Raw genomic sequence first — 15,207 nt, forward strand, 5'->3', positions numbered from 1 at the left:
TTTAATAAAATACTTTCAGTGCAAAACTAGCAATAAAGTTCGCATTCCCATTATAACCAGGTACCGCTTGTTTATACTGATTGGCAGCCAGCCAGTTTTGTGTTAAAACTCCTTCCATTTCATATCGGATCTTTCCCCTGTTCATTTTATATTTCAGATTAAGCGTAAGCCCCAGTTTTTCGGAAGCATCATAAGCATAATCCGGTATGGCAATTCTCTGTACAAATATATTTTCTTTACTACTCTCATAAGGAGTATATTCAAAGCTTTTATGAACAGGAAGGTAGAGATACTGATCCACTCCCAGCGCCAGTTTATCATCGGAATTGATACGGAATTCCTTTTCATATCCCAGATGGTACTGAAAATAATTAATTTCCCGGTTCAGGACAACCGAAATATCCTTCACACTATTCTGTCCATACAACAAATCCAGACGAATTTTCTGAGATTCATTTTTTGAATTAAACCAGCTCAGATTGTTATTCCATCCCAGCTGGTACTGATGCAGCCTATAGGTTCTGTATTTAAGTTCATAATTGAAATTATCATCCAGCTGGTCCCAGAAATCGAGTCTCGAAGCCCAGTTATATCCATTAAATTTCCCCAAAAAGTTCGCATACATACTATGCTTATCGGTTCTTAATCCTGAATATTTATCATAAACTCTATAACTCTGATTGTCTGTATCTTTGTAAGTGTATATTTTATAAAACCGCTCAATAGAATACTGATAATCATATCCGGCACTGAAGTGAATATTCCTGTTATTGAATGCATATTCGCCTCCCCAGATATAACCGTCAGACTTATATTCGGTTGAAGAATACAGTGTTCCCTTGTACTGATTTCCATATCCTTCATTATAGCGGATATATACACTGTCACTAGAAGGAACATTGGTATTCATATTGACGTACATAATGTCATTTACCTTGTAATCATTAAAATATTTTCCTTTTGCAAAAAGGCTATGCTGTTTCCAGTTCAGACCGATTTTTGAAAATACATTATACACATAATGGTCCGTTTTCGGGCGGGGATCAGCATCTCTATATGCTTTTGTAAAGTTACCTTCCACTCCCAACTGGGTAATCAGGAAATTCAAAGGCCTGTATGCCAGTACTCCATAAATATTATAATCCTGTTTCAACCAATCTGCCGCCCGGGGAGCATAAAAATAGGACGGGTTATGGATAAAAGACTGATTAGTGGTTCTTTCTTCTGTTAAGATAAAAGGAACAGCGTGTTCTTTTTCCCGGACAGCATTAAGCCTTCCGGAAAGCGCAACTTTCGGAGAAAGCTGAAATACACCTTGTGAATTGAAATTAAAGCCTTCGGATTTCTCAGGTGACTGCACTCTTTTAAATTCCTGTTTGTGAACAGAATAATTAAAAGAGGTAGCAGAGAAGTCCAATGGATGGAAAAAGCTCAGGTATGGATTTTCCAGCCTGATATTTCTTTCTACTGTACTGATATCGATACTATCGAGCCTCGTAGCCTGGGAAAATAAGCTTTGATTCGCCATTAACAGCAGGAATAGCAGTAGACATTTATTGAATGATAGTCTGTTTTTATGATTATTGTGCATTTCCTCGTGGGTTAGCTTTTATAGTTGTAAAGTCATTTTGTGAGTTATTGGTATCCGCCAGAACCACTCTGCCTTTGATAATTTCTTTTGTTTTGCGAATGATGGAATAAGAGCTGTAATCCGGATAAGGTGACCCTGCATCATTTTTTATGAAAGCTCTCGTAGCATCAATACTTACCGGTAAGTCTTTCGGAGCTTTCTGCTCTTTATCTGTAGTGTCTACCCCATCAATAATAATTTCTTTAGGAATTCTTACGAACAATGCCCCATTTAGATTTTTAGGACTCGGTACTTTTGCAAAAGAAGAAATTTCTCCCGGTGTTGCTTTAAAAACAATCAATGCAGGTCTTGAAGTAACTCCCAGTAACATATCCTTGGAATTTAACGCCCAATGCACAATTTCCATATCCGGAACCATTATATTCTGGATATCATACAGATAAGGACTTCCTCCATTGGCTGTAAAATAATCTCCAAGGTAGGTTTCGAAATCCGCTCCACTAAGATCTACCGTCTCTTCTGGTTTTTTTATACTCACAGACTGTCCTTTAATATCATCATACGGAGCCTTATGATTAATTGCCGTCTGGGCAATTACAATACTTTTCCCCGGGAGGATAGGATGCTCTTTTCCGCTTCCGGGAACTCTGATGATGGTACTGGCATATACAAAATCCGTATTGGCACTTCCTCCGATCGTGTTTCCTGTGGATTTACTCCAGTCATACTGCCCGTTAGATAAAGTATATGAAGTCACATTACTGTTTGTATTCCCTTCCAGAAGCCCCACATATAAACCGTCAGCATAGATCATTTCATTAGAATTATTATAAATCTCCAGGAAATGGTCTCTGAAGCTTGCTGCTTCAGTGGTAGAAGAACCCGCATAGTATACCTGCTTGATGACAAGATCTTCTATCCTTCCTGAAGAAAGGGTGATCACTGCTGCGGAAACATTGACATTAACAATAACTTTTTCCTGCATTCCTCCGAAATACACTTCAGGATTGATCGTAGGTATTTCAAACATATCTTCATAATCTTCTTTAGACATCGTCATGTCTGCGGTAATGGTATAGGTTCCGGGAAGAATGGCATTGAATTTTAATTCTCCATTGATATCAGTTTTTCCAATAATTTTATCTCCGGTAGAGGTATTTTCCAGAGTGATATTGACATTCACAGCTTCTTTACCATCTAACTTTGCATCATATTTAGCGGCTATAGTAAATGGTACAGGCTGAAGATCACTCCCACTACCGAAATCATCTTCTCTTTTACATCCTGTAAGCATAAGAAGGGGTAAAAACAAATAAGTTATTATATTTTTCATAGTACAAAAAGTCTTTTATTAAAATTTATATGAAATATTAGCTCCGAAAGATGCCGGGCTAAAGTTTGTATAGAGTGTTCCGTATTCATTGTATGCCTTAAGGTTGAAAACATTATTGACATATATGGAAATCCTGAAACCGCTTAAGAAATCTTTTGTAACCCGAAGATGTATATTGTGTAATGTTTTCTTCCCCAAGCCGGATAAAGATTCTTCAGAAGCTTTTCTGAAAAGGGTCTGATATTTTGGATTACTTCTTTCCGCTTCCGGAATCATCACCGTATTAAGCTCCGAATCTATATATCCAATGGGATAAATACTGCTGCCGGATGTTATTCTTTCATCGATTAAAAAATGGTCAGTGCGGAGCCCTATAATCAATCCGGAAGATGGCAGGTGGTAATCAAAACTAAAGCTGGCTCTTGCCATATTGGCATTGGAATACGTGTCATTATACAATCCGTACTGAAAGACAGGGTCCGGAATAGAAAGGGCTGCTATTGTAGGTATATCTTCATTCTTTTTACTCTTCGTCTTTACGTAGGAAGCATTAAAGCCTGTTATCAGGTTCAGTGCTTCTATCTTTTTAAAAGATACCATAAGCTCCAATCCTTTATCGGTAGATTCATAGCCGTTTATAATCCTGTTTTGTAAATAATGGAATTTTTCCTTACCCACGATCTCAAAAGTAGGAACATCGGTTCCCACTGCAGTTATTTCCACTTTAGCCTTATCCATCATTTTTGCTACGGATAGGGTACTGAAACCATCAAAAAGTTTGTTATAATATCCGGTTAGGTTGATGGCAGCGAAAGGCAGTTTGTAATCTATTCCAAATTCTGTTTTCCAGCTTTTTGAAGGTTTAAGGTCTACATTATCTCCGGGGGTTACCACTGTCTGCATTATTCCAACGGTGTAATATCCCGGAATACGGTAATCTCCCAACAGCATATCAAAATACCTTGGTCCTGTATATAACTGGTTAAGTGAAGGTGCTTTGGAAGTCAGTCCCACTCCGGCACGAAAAGTAAGATCCCCCATCTGGTAAGAAGTATTCACCCTTGGAGAGAGGGTTGATCTTCCATTCTGAATATCATAACGCAATCCGAGATTGGCCCTTATCCCATGTTTGTTATTTAATCTTTTAAAAATATTATCCTGCACATAAAAAGCGTATTGCGTACTAGCCAATACATTATCCTGATAATTATAATCTCTTACTCCGTTTGCCGTTCCTCCGGTAGTGGCAATTGTAGAGAATTGTCCGGCTGTACCATATTTTCCTCTTCCAAGGTTATCACCGTATCTGAAATTAAATCCCGCAGAATAGGAATGAACCCATCTTTTAGACGTAGTATACACACCATCAGCACTTGTGTTGAAGTAAACATTGATCGGTTTTCCGTCCACATAGGTCATATTTTCATAACTTGGCGGCGTATAAGGCGCATAGTACACGCTATTTTCCATTGCATTACCGTAGGGACGGGCTCCCTGATTCAGGAAATATTTTCTTTCCGTACGCTGAGTGCCATAGCTTAGTCCTACATCTGCTCCAATACTTCTAACTATTTTTTTAGTTCCCTTAAAAAGATATTTAAAATTATTGCTTAATGAAAAACTTTTATTTTTACTGCTGATTACAATACCCTGAAGGTCATCAGGATCTCTTTTCCCATTGCTTGTATTTTGAGAGAAAGCAAAAGAAAGTTTATTTTTTATACTGTTTTTATTAATCCCCCAAAGAACATTACTGCTAAACCTGTCATAACCTACCAGGCTTGTTCTGGGATCAACAATAGAATTCATGTAATCTGCAGAAATATTCAGTGCCTGATCATTTTTCAGAGAAAACCCTCTGGTAAGTCCCAGCTGATAAGTACCTTCCCTTATGGATGCATCCAAACGCAGAGGAGACCTTTTGGCGAATGTAGTCACCTTAATCAGCCCGGAAGTAAGATCTCCGTATTTAGCATCAGGAATTCCCTGGATGACTTCTATACTTTCAATATTTTCTGTAGGAATTTCGCGCAGGTCAACCCCGAAATTAGGCTGTGAAGGAGTCAATGTACCTGATTTTCCGGCTGTGGCGGTAAAGTTGAGTCCGAATGGTGAGCCGTATGCAGAATTATAGCTTTGCATATTTTCATTATTAGACAACGCAATGTCATTCACCATTACCTGTACCCCAAAAGCTTTGTTTCCTGCCTCATCTCCACTTAAGGATGTAGAACTCGATGTCACCGAAGCTCCACTTGCTGTACGAAAAACAATATTCTTGAATTGTGCATTATCAAAAGGCTGTATATACTGCCCCGGCAATTGCTGAAGGACGTCACCAATAGAAAATGACTGTATATTCTGAAGAGCCTCCTGTTTGATTTCTATTTCAGAGAAGTTCTTCTTTTTGGCTGTAAGTTCTATTCCATCTATCCTAATATCTGAAACAACGTCAGTATAAACAATAGCCGTTTTTCCGTCTTTAACAACAAGTTTTTCATTCTTTTTTAAAAAAATAGTTTTAGGAGCTTGCCCGGGTTGCTTTACAATAACCTCACATCCTCCTGCATAGGTAATATCGTCTTTATTAGCGTATATCATTCTGCAACCTTTAACTTCAAAAGTACCGGCATTCAGGTCAATCTTCTTTTCCTGACCACATAAAATCGTAACAGACCCCATGAATAGGGCTGTGCTTAATACAATTCGTTTCAATTTTTTATAATTAGAGCGCTAAGTTATTTATAATTTTTCTAAATAAAAATAGTTTAATATTGAAATTTATCATTTTTACAATAATTATAGTAAAAATATATAATATCATTAATAATACACCCTGTTGTGAAAAACCAAAATACCCCAACAAAAAGAAGCTCTAACATAAGTCAGAGCTTCTTTTTATAGGTAAATATTGTAATCAAACCAGGTTATTTGGAAATAAGCCTGAATAAAATTTGTTCTGTTTTTTTCTGAATTTCTATTTTGCTATAGTGCTTCTGAAAATTAAAATGAAGATAGGAAAGCTCATTCAGCTGTTCCAGAATATTTCCTTTTTCAGGAATGATAAAGTCTAGTTTTGATGGGTATCTGGCAGGGAAAACAGCCCATTTTCCGTATGCCACAGCATCACCGAGATTACCGGTCATTTTTGTGACCCCATAAGTCTCTTTCAAACTGAAGAACTCCGTTTGTTCCTGAATAGGACACCAAAGAACATCTGCTTTCTGCATCCATTTTTCAAAATCTTCAGCAGAAACTCTTTCTGAAAAATAAGTAATGCGGATATTATCCGGTAATTTTTGCGACAGTCTTTCTAAATCTTTTAATTCGCTTCCTGTTGCTTTTCCAAGAAATACAAATTCACAGGGTTTATCGGTCTTAGCATTTTTAAGTGTTTTAAAAATATAGTGGTAATCTCTCCTTTTCTGCGATACACCACCGGGAATAACCACTACCCTATCCTTGTTTTCAGCAGCATGACCATTCTTTGTATAAAAAAGAGGTAAAAACTGATATTTTTCTGAACTCATAGCCTCGTCTAAAACCAAAAGTGCTCCTGAAGCCTGGTATACTTTAGAAGAATATAACAACCCTTCTTTCATCCATAATTTGAGTCTGTACATCACATCTTTTTTAAAGACACTTTTTACCAGATCCAGCTTTGAGGCTTTGGTAAAATTGAGATTATGGGCAATAACCGCCGTATTATATTTCTTTGTTATGGCTAAAAACGTATTAAAAAAACGATGAACCGTTCCAATAATAATCAGATCGTATCCTTTTTCCTTTAATTGGTCTAAGATCATGGAACTGTCTGACAGAAATACAGCTTCTTCATTTTTGCTGATCCGGTCCTTAATTTTTTTTGAAAAATAATAATCTATGGTAAAATCCTTAGTATCCCTCATGATATCCATGAAAGACTGTGCTATTTCTGCGTGGGTGTCTATTTCTATATAGGCAATTTTTTTCATGGATTATCGGTGATCTTTTTATGTCTTGACTAAAGCCGGATGACTTTTCTTTTTATTAAATGGTTAACGCCTGTTTCTACTGAATATATCTTTCAACTTACATGTTAAGCCATTTTTTCTTCAGCATTTTCCAACGTTGGTCATTTACTGCCTTCTGTTCTTCTTTTGTGATCTTCAGTTCCATTTTCTTTGCCCTGCAGCTTTCGTACGATGAAATAATGTCAAAGAAAAATGATGGTGATTTACTTTTCATCGCTTCTTTGGAAGAGGCAATATAGGCCAGAAATCTGTTTAAACCCAGAAAATAAAAATATTTGCCATAGTAATCGGCAGGCCGTATGGTATAATCGGCTCCTTTCACTTTAATAAGCTTTACCTGAAGTTCCGGAAGAACAACTTCCTTCCATCCAAGGTTCTCAAGGAGTATAGCATCTATATTATCCCAGCCTAATGTTTCCCTTAAGCCTCCGATCTGAATAAAACAGGCCTTCCTGTAGGCCTTCATTGGACCTCTTACATGATTTTTATTGGAGTTCCCTTCGTATACCCAGTGTCCGTCTTTCTCCACATACAGTAAGCCACCTACCAATCCATAGGCAGGATTACCGGCAAAAGCTTTTTCTAGTGTTTCCAGATAATTTTCAGGGAGAATGATATCGGCATCAAATTTACAGATGATATCAAAATCATCTATAGGCTGTTTCTGCAAACCGTTCTTAAAAGCATGAACAACTTTAGAGCCCGGCTGATGCTCAGATTTCTGAAGGCTAATGGTTTCAAAACGGGAATCAGTCTCGGTATATTTCCGGATAACCTCAGCAGTACGGTCTGTGGAACCGTCATTAACCACAACGGCTCTAAAATCTTTACTGCTTTGCTGCTGTAAAGAATCTAAAGTAAATGAAAGATTATTTTCTTCGTTATGGGCAGGAATGATGATTAAAAACCTCACTACTATTTTATAAATGATGAATAATAAGTGATAAATGATGTAAAACAATCGCCATCATTTATCACCTATTGATTGATATTATTTGTTATGCGGTTTCAGCATATTTTTAGGATCCAGAATTTCATCTAATTTTTCCTGAGAAAGAATTCCTTTCTCCAAAACAAGATTATAAACGCTTTTTCCGGAGGATAATGCTTCTTTAGCAATCTCTGTAGACTGCTTGTAACCGATATAAGGGTTAAGTGCTGTTACAATACCAATACTGTGTTTTACCATATTCAGGCACACTTCTTTATTGGCAGTAATTCCTACTACACATTTATCACGAAGGGTATCCAGAGCATTGCAAAGGAAATTGATATTTTCCATGATTGCATGAGAAAGTACCGGCTCCATTACGTTAAGCTGTAATTGCCCTGCTTCTGCAGCAAACGTTACTGTAAGATCATTTCCAAATACTTTAAAACATACCTGGTTCACTACTTCCGGAATTACAGGATTTACTTTACCTGGCATAATGGATGATCCCGGCTGCATTGGAGGAAGGTTGATTTCAAAAAGACCGGCTCTTGGTCCTGAGGAAAGCAATCTCAAATCGTTACATATTTTTGATAATTTTACAGCAAGGCGTTTTGTTGCTGATGAATAAATCACATAAGAACCCGTATCCGGTGTAGCTTCTACAAGATCCGGTGCCGAAATAATCGGGAACCCGGTGATTTGGGCCAGATTCTTAGCACAAAGGGTTGCATAGCCTACCGGAGCATTTAATCCTGTCCCAATGGCTGTGGCCCCCATATTTACCTCTACAAAAAGGCTGGCGTTATTATTCAATTTAGAGATATCTTCTTCCAGTGTAGCTGCATAGGCTTCAAATTCCTGTCCCAATGTCATGGGTACAGCATCCTGAAGCTGGGTACGTCCCATTTTGATGACATCCTGGAATTCTACTCCTTTAGCACGGAAAGCCGCCACAATTTTCTCAAGCCTTTCTACCAACCCGATATTCATGTGCAATAATCCCATTTTAATAGCAGTAGGATAGGCATCATTGGTGGATTGAGAAAGGTTGATATGATCATTTGGAGAGCAGAATTCATATTCTCCTTTGTTTTTTCCTAATTTTTCCAACACGATATTGGCAATTACTTCATTCGCATTCATATTGATTGAAGTTCCTGCCCCGCCCTGGATCATATCTACCGGAAACTGATCGTGATATTTTCCATCTACGATTTCGTCACAAGCTTCTGCTATTTTAAAATACAGGCTTTCTTCAAGCAGCCCCAATTCATAGTTGGTTTTTGCAGCTGCTTTTTTTACAAAAGCTAAGCCTTTAATAAAATCCGGGTATGAAGACAAAAGCTGTCCTGAAATTTTAAAATTGTTGATTGCTCTTTGTGTCTGAACCCCATAATAAGCGTCTAAAGGTACATTAAGTTCCCCTAACAGATCGCTCTCTTTCCTGAAATTTTCCATTACAGATATTTTACTGTTTTTGATGGTTTAAAGATAGCAAAAACGCATCTAACCGATGCGTTTTAATTTGACTTTATTTTACGGGATATTTTTGAATTAACGCCTGCAGTATAGACCATGTTTCGGCATCCATGATTCCGTCATAATTTTGAGGACGGTAATGGTACTGGAAGGCTTCAATGGTTTTCTTGGTTGCATCATCCCATTTTCCGCTAAGATCTAGTGCATACCCAAATTTCTGCAATGCAGTCTGTGTCTGAAAAATAAAAGATGAATCAATATATCTTGTTGCAAAATCTGCCTGTGCGATAGTAAAGAAATTCTGTTTTGCCGTTTCATCATACCACATTCCCAGCTGATACTCATCATATAGTTTTTTCCATGGAAACATTGGGCCGGGATCCTGTTTTCTGGTAGGGGCAATATCCGAATGAGCCAGAACATTGGTGGCCGGAATCTGATATCTGGTTACAATATCTTTTGCCAAAGCAGCTACTTTTCTCACCTGCTCATCACTAAACGTTGCAAATATTCTTTTCCCGGTTGCATCTGTAGTATATCCGGCATTTACAATCTCTATTCCTATGGAAGTATCATTAAGATTTTTATCATTTCTCCATGCGCTTACTCCCGCATGATAAGAACGTTTGTTTTCATCTACAAGCTGATAGATCTCATTATCTCCGGTATTGTTTACCAGATAATGGGCGCTCACAGCCTGCTGGGTAAGTACTGTAATCGATTTATCATCCGGAAGTGCTGTATAATGTAATATTAAATAACGCTGTCTGAAGTTTTGCGCAATAGCAGGAAAATAAGTCTTTACCACTTTATATCCGGCTGGTTTTGCAGAAACAATTGAACCATAACTTGCCGTATTATCATTTTTTGCCGGGTCTGCTATATTGGTAGTGAAAAATTCTATTCCACGGTCTGAAACAATTTTTGGTTTTGGAGCTTCGGGACTTGCTGTTTTAACGACCAGTTTAGGCTGTGATACGGGGGTTTTCGGTTTGTAAGTATTTTTTTTCACATTTTGCTGAGAAGTACATGAAAAAACAAAAGTGCTTAATCCGATGATATATAATGTCTTACGCATTTGTTCAGTTTTTTAATGATTTATTACCTCAAAAATACATAAATTTTTCTTGAATTTTATTTGGTAAATAAAGAAATCTATTCTATATTTGCACTCGCAATAACGGAACAACGATCATTAAAAAATAAACAAAAAGGAGGGTTGCCAGAGTGGTTAATGGAGCAGTTTGCTAAACTGTCGACGCGAAAGTGTCGCAAGGGTTCGAATCCCTTACCCTCCGCATTCTATATATCTCGGGGCGTAGCGTAGTCCGGTCATCGCGCCTGGTTTGGGACCAGGAGGTCGCAGGTTCGAATCCTGCCGCCCCGACTTTTTAATGAAGCTTATTCGATAAGCAAAAACAACTTTTAAGGGTGCGTAGCTCAGCTGGATAGAGCATCTGCCTTCTAAGCAGACGGTCAAAGGTTCGAATCCTTTCGCGCTCACAACGAACTCACAATTTTTATTGTGAGTTTTTTGTTTTATATTAGCTTCATGTACTACTCTGTTGCATACTTTATTCTCAAACCTTAGAAAAATGGATCAGGTTATAAACTTGGGGACTAAGCAAATTGGGTTAAATCTAAACTTCTTGTTTGGATGATATTCAAAAATCTATGTATAAAATATGTGATTTTTATATTTGACTTGAAAATAGGATGGAAATAACCTTTTATTTCAGGCAAAGGAATAATCATTCGGATGTTCTATTTTTAAGAAAAGTAAAGAAAGGCGACTTTATCGCTGAATAAGCGATATAAAAAGTTAGCTTCATCAAAATCGATTTCTAATCGATTCATTCTTGGCTCGCTTTACATATTATTCCCGTAATTATTACAGCACGACTATTTTTAAATAGCCGCGCTGCATTTGGCCACAAACTGCTCAAACTTCCGATCTGTATTTCGCATGACCGGTCCGTGACCGAAGCAGATAATAGCAGGGTTCAGTTTTGCTAACTTCTGAAGCGATTTGATGTTGAGCTGCTGATCTGAGGTGAATATATTGGGCGGAAGCCGCAGACCAACCGCTGTCGTGAGCAGGTTCATATTTGTCGCTACATCGCCGATTATCAGCACACCATCTCGCTCACGGAATAAAGAAATATGACCTGCCGAATGTCCGGGCGTCTCTATTACCCGAAAGTTTCCGATGCTATCGTTTTCCACGATTGTCTGTTCGACTTTATGCCCCTGACCTGCCCAATACTTTTGTTGAAGCTTTGCTACCCAATGCTGCGGAGTTGGATAGTCGTTGGTTACCATACCGGTTTCGGTCCTAAAAACTTCGTCGGGATGACAGAGTAAGGGTATGACGAACTCAGCGCATATCTGATCGCTACAGCCCTGATGGTCTGCATGCGCATGCGTCAGTATATGTTGATAAACGGGAATTTTCCGGAGCGCTTTCTTGATAGTAGTATACGAACTCCGTATTCCGGAGTCTACCAAGACCCCTTCGATAATATAGCAGTTGATACTGTTTCGTGGCATCAGTGAAACCTGAAACACTTCGGGAGCAATTTGATGTAACATATTTTTTCGTGCAAATCTACATCACTGATCGGGATTACATAAGGACATTTGTCCTATAACAGATCAGGTCTGTGTATTTGTCCTTTTGCCCGTGTAAGCGATCGCTGTGTGATGCCCAGGTATGATGCCAGATCCTGTGTCGCTATGCGCTGAACGAGCATCGATTCGCTAGACAAGACATGACGGTATTTATCCACAGCGGATTTATTATTGTAATTCAGCAGATAACGTTCCTTTTGGGTATACTCCTGTTCCATCACCGACTTTATCAATCCGTTCCAAGCGGTCACCTGGCCAAGCAGATGCTGATAGTCCGGGTAGTTTATCCTGTAGATTATGCTGTCTTCTATAGTCCTGATACTCCTTCTGGATTTTTCCTGTGCCACAAACTCCGAAAACGAGGTGACAAATTCATTTTCAAACTTGAAGCAGGTTATATTTTCCTTTCCTTCTTTGTCGACAGCATATGCTTTTACAGCGCCACTGGCGATAAATCCAATATGACGGCAGGATTCATCCTCACGAATAAAAAAATCACCTTTTTTTAAGCGGACCGGTTTGAAGAACTGTGCAGAAAAGTTGATTTCCCCGGCAGACAGTCCTCCTGTTGAGGATAGATAATTTTCAAATATGTCAGTCATTTCGCAATCTTTCGTCCTTTTATTTTCTTTTTTTAACTGCCTGTGGATAGATACCAAATCCAACATCCAAATCTAACAATTATTGTACATTCAAAACCAACAATTATTGTACATTCTAAAAAAGGCTGCATCTGCAGCCTTTTTAGTAAACAACGAGCTAGAGGTAATTGCCAGATAAAACAGACTGACACAGAAGGTCATATCTTTATAATTAACATTATGGAAGCTTAGCCGTCAAGTGCATTATAAAAAAACCGTCATTAAACTTAACAAGCAATGACGGTCATCCATTTTAAATGATACCTGACCCGAATTCAGGCCATATTATTTATTCTTATTATTGTACATATGCTACATAAGATTCATTAATAGCACCTTTAGTTGTTTTTGCAAAAAAGGAATAGTCAATCCAAAAATAACCATTACTTCCCCAAGATGAACCCCAAGAATTCTGTACTTTAAAGGCTTGTTTAGCGTCATCATACCCTATCACACAAATTGCATGTCCACCATACACTTTCCCAGAATGTGATTTCCAAACCCATCCTGTAGAAGACATATTATAGAAACTTTGATCCACAGTTATTCCTATGATTATCGGAAGCTTCATGCTTAGTAATGTTTTTATATTGGTTAAATCAGTTTTGTTTACAGTAGCCCAAGTCGTGAATTTATGTGCACTTGCTGCCTGTTTTTGTGTAGCATTAGGCTGTGTTGAACATTCCGCATCTGTATAAGGCATTTCCGACCAGCTGCATACCCCTTGATTTTTTATTAAGTCTAATCCATAGCTAACATAAGTTCCACCTGAACAATCACCTATTTTAATCTGATTATACACATATTCGGGACTTCTAGGTTCTGTAACACCTTTAAAGTTATATTCCAAAGCACTTGCTGCTGCATAAGCTGTTGCCCAGGCAACACATGATCCCTCACTACCCTGATCGCCAATTGCAGAACCCGCAATAGTAAAACTAGATGGTAAAGCAGCTTGTACTGAAGTGGCACTTTTCCCAAGGTATTTCATTGCCAAAGCATTAACATCCACTTTCTGAAAAGACTCATATGTTTTTGAATCAACAAATTTTGCACCTAATGCATACTGCTTAGAGGAATCCGGGATATCAGCTAAATTACTTTGTTCAGAAGAATTGGTACAGGAGGAAATAGAAAATATCCCTACTGCTGCAATAATAAGTTTTAAATTTTTCATAATACTATAAATATTTTTAGAGAATAAATATATATACTATTTTCAAAGATTTATGATAAATTATTATTTATTTTTCAATTAAAGTAATTTTTTAATGAATTATTTATAAACAAAAAGCAATTTATAAGTTGAAAACGTAAAAAATGGAATTTTTTTCTTTGAATCAATAAATATTTAGAATTTTTATACGGCATCTTTATTAATTATTCAATTAACCGTTAATTCGTAACACTTTTACTTTTATCTTTTTTATAATCTGTTTGCATTTGGGTCAGCTATAGAGCGCTTGAGAATACCCCTTTCTCGCTCACCACAAACTCAAATAGGTATTTACAGAAGTAACAAAAATATGTTGCTGTAATTTCAAAGTTCATTTTTCTTTTTATCAGGAAGACTTGCTTATATTTGAGAGCTGGCAAAATTTGAGAACACTATAGCGCTTAGAATATGAAAATACAACTTAGCTATTTATTTATTTTATTATATACCCTTGTAAGCTGTCAGGAAAAATCAATCATTAATGATCTGAAATTTTCTAACTATTCAGGCCATCCCAAAAAAATTACAGAGATCATCACTTTTTCAAATCAAAATATTGATAAAAGCATTTCTTATTTTGACAAAGACGGCTTTCTGACAAAAATTGAATCTTTTAATTTAGCCAAAAGCGAATTCCCTGATAAAAGGTTTATAAGTGATATTACACAATATAAATCACAGGGTAAAGCTAAACGCTATTTCGAAACTATCAATCCTGAAAATAAGAAGATAGAAGGTAAGGGCTATTTTGAAAAAATTTCTGATTCTTTATATAAGAGAGTTTCAAATTTTAATGTTGACAGTACATCGCTTAACAAACTATTTTATTTTGACAAAAATAACCGCCTTATAAAAACAGAAGAAGCCGGGAATTTTAATGGCAGACCTATTAATAACACCATTTCTTATACTTATATCAATTCAGTAAAAAATGAAATGCTTTTTGAAGATTTAATTAATCATAAAAAGTTTAAGATTATTTATAAAAATGTAAAGCTCGACCCATACGCCAATTCTGTTTATGAAGAATTAGTTGATGACCATGGAACGTTACAACAGAAAATAGAAAGGAAATTTGAATATTATTAAGACAAAGGCCTCTACAATTTCTCATGACTATTGAGATACCAAGAAAATAGAAAATGCATGGAGTGATGTGATTTTAATTCCGGATCATATTTCAGGTATTTTATCATTGATCCTTTGCTATCCGTACCTCTACCCTAGCCCCGATAGAAACGGTTACCCCGCAACAAGCCAGGCTTTTTCAGCGGAGGCGTGAGGAGTATGAGTGGATAGCGGGATAAAGCTCCATATGGTCTAGATATATTGCATTGAACATAAATTTACATTTCATAAAACAGCCTTA

At 37.1% G+C, this 15,207-nt stretch carries 11 protein-coding genes and 3 tRNA genes; 4 read left to right on the plus strand and 10 right to left on the minus strand.

Annotation, left to right across the window (positions count from 1 at the left end; genetic code table 11):
• Position 1 precedes the first annotated feature (1 nt).
• The 7 genes from MP477_RS12500 to MP477_RS12530 all read right to left on the minus strand — a co-directional run bounded on the left by MP477_RS12500 (position 2) and on the right by MP477_RS12530 (position 10,428).
• Positions 2 to 1,591 (minus strand): DUF6850 family outer membrane beta-barrel protein, encoded by a 1,590-nt coding sequence (locus MP477_RS12500; RefSeq protein ID WP_257190694.1) that lies wholly within the window; start codon positions 1,589 to 1,591, stop codon positions 2 to 4.
• Positions 1,581 to 2,924, minus strand: a complete 1,344-nt coding sequence (locus MP477_RS12505; RefSeq protein ID WP_257190695.1) for a DUF4876 domain-containing protein — start codon at positions 2,922 to 2,924, stop codon at positions 1,581 to 1,583. The genes MP477_RS12500 and MP477_RS12505 overlap by 11 nt, the downstream gene beginning before the upstream one ends.
• 18 nt (positions 2,925 to 2,942) lie before the next feature.
• A complete protein-coding gene (locus MP477_RS12510) occupies positions 2,943 to 5,639 on the minus strand; it encodes a TonB-dependent siderophore receptor (RefSeq protein WP_257190696.1) in 2,697 nt (898 codons plus the stop codon).
• Between the two features lie 212 nt (positions 5,640 to 5,851).
• The gene (locus MP477_RS12515; RefSeq protein ID WP_257190697.1) at positions 5,852 to 6,898 is read right to left on the minus strand and encodes a hypothetical protein; all 1,047 of its coding nucleotides are present in this window, start codon (positions 6,896 to 6,898) and stop codon (positions 5,852 to 5,854) included.
• A gap of 97 nt (positions 6,899 to 6,995) precedes the next feature.
• On the minus strand, positions 6,996 to 7,898 hold the full coding sequence (locus MP477_RS12520; protein WP_230036964.1) for a glycosyltransferase family 2 protein: 903 nt from the start codon (positions 7,896 to 7,898) through the stop codon (positions 6,996 to 6,998).
• Positions 7,899 to 7,928: 30 nt separating this feature from the next.
• Complete coding sequence (gene aspA, locus MP477_RS12525) at positions 7,929 to 9,329, minus strand: aspartate ammonia-lyase (RefSeq protein WP_257190698.1); 1,401 nt, start codon at positions 9,327 to 9,329, stop codon at positions 7,929 to 7,931.
• 73 nt (positions 9,330 to 9,402) lie between these two features.
• Entirely contained in the window at positions 9,403 to 10,428 is a 1,026-nt protein-coding gene (locus MP477_RS12530) for an N-acetylmuramoyl-L-alanine amidase (RefSeq protein WP_257190699.1), read from the minus strand.
• Positions 10,429 to 10,563: 135 nt separating this feature from the next.
• Between MP477_RS12530 and MP477_RS12535 the strand changes: the two genes are divergently transcribed.
• The 3 genes from MP477_RS12535 (at position 10,564) to MP477_RS12545 (ending at position 10,853) form a co-directional block, all read left to right on the plus strand.
• Positions 10,564 to 10,648: transfer RNA gene (locus MP477_RS12535), tRNA-Ser, on the plus strand.
• Positions 10,649 to 10,662: 14 nt separating this feature from the next.
• Positions 10,663 to 10,737, plus strand: a tRNA-Pro gene (locus MP477_RS12540).
• A 42-nt stretch (positions 10,738 to 10,779) separates the two neighbouring features.
• Positions 10,780 to 10,853, plus strand: a tRNA-Arg gene (locus tag MP477_RS12545).
• A 405-nt stretch (positions 10,854 to 11,258) separates the two neighbouring features.
• Here the strand turns inward: MP477_RS12545 and MP477_RS12550 are convergent.
• The 3 genes from MP477_RS12550 to MP477_RS12560 form a co-directional block, all read right to left on the minus strand.
• On the minus strand, positions 11,259 to 11,942 hold the full coding sequence (locus MP477_RS12550; protein ID WP_257190700.1) for an MBL fold metallo-hydrolase: 684 nt from the start codon (positions 11,940 to 11,942) through the stop codon (positions 11,259 to 11,261).
• A 53-nt stretch (positions 11,943 to 11,995) separates the two neighbouring features.
• Complete coding sequence (locus MP477_RS12555) at positions 11,996 to 12,583, minus strand: Crp/Fnr family transcriptional regulator (protein WP_257190701.1); 588 nt, start codon at positions 12,581 to 12,583, stop codon at positions 11,996 to 11,998.
• Between the two features lie 337 nt (positions 12,584 to 12,920).
• Entirely contained in the window at positions 12,921 to 13,799 is an 879-nt protein-coding gene (locus MP477_RS12560) for a C1 family peptidase (protein WP_257190702.1), read from the minus strand.
• 447 nt (positions 13,800 to 14,246) lie between these two features.
• On the opposite strand from MP477_RS12560, the gene MP477_RS12565 reads away from it, so the two are divergent.
• Positions 14,247 to 14,927 carry a hypothetical protein gene (locus tag MP477_RS12565; protein WP_257190703.1) on the plus strand — a complete coding sequence of 227 codons (681 nt, stop codon included), beginning with the start codon at positions 14,247 to 14,249 and terminating at the stop codon, positions 14,925 to 14,927.
• The last annotated feature ends 280 nt before the right edge of the window (positions 14,928 to 15,207 follow it).

The organism is Chryseobacterium sp. WG23, from assembly GCF_024586575.1.
Taxonomy (GTDB): domain Bacteria; phylum Bacteroidota; class Bacteroidia; order Flavobacteriales; family Weeksellaceae; genus Chryseobacterium.

Bases quoted from the DNA above. Each gene is read 5' to 3' on its own strand.
- MP477_RS12500 (WP_257190694.1), bottom strand. From the start codon at position 1,591: ATGCACAATAATCATAAAAACAGACTATCATTCAATAAATGTCTACTG.
- MP477_RS12505 (WP_257190695.1), bottom strand. From the start codon at position 2,924: ATGAAAAATATAATAACTTATTTGTTTTTACCCCTTCTTATGCTTACA.
- MP477_RS12550 (WP_257190700.1), bottom strand. From the start codon at position 11,942: ATGTTACATCAAATTGCTCCCGAAGTGTTTCAGGTTTCACTGATGCCA.
- MP477_RS12530 (WP_257190699.1), bottom strand. From the start codon at position 10,428: ATGCGTAAGACATTATATATCATCGGATTAAGCACTTTTGTTTTTTCA.
- MP477_RS12560 (WP_257190702.1), bottom strand. From the start codon at position 13,799: ATGAAAAATTTAAAACTTATTATTGCAGCAGTAGGGATATTTTCTATT.
- MP477_RS12555 (WP_257190701.1), bottom strand. From the start codon at position 12,583: ATGACTGACATATTTGAAAATTATCTATCCTCAACAGGAGGACTGTCT.
- MP477_RS12565 (WP_257190703.1), top strand. From the start codon at position 14,247: ATGAAAATACAACTTAGCTATTTATTTATTTTATTATATACCCTTGTA.
- aspA (WP_257190698.1), bottom strand. From the start codon at position 9,329: ATGGAAAATTTCAGGAAAGAGAGCGATCTGTTAGGGGAACTTAATGTA.
- MP477_RS12515 (WP_257190697.1), bottom strand. From the start codon at position 6,898: ATGAAAAAAATTGCCTATATAGAAATAGACACCCACGCAGAAATAGCA.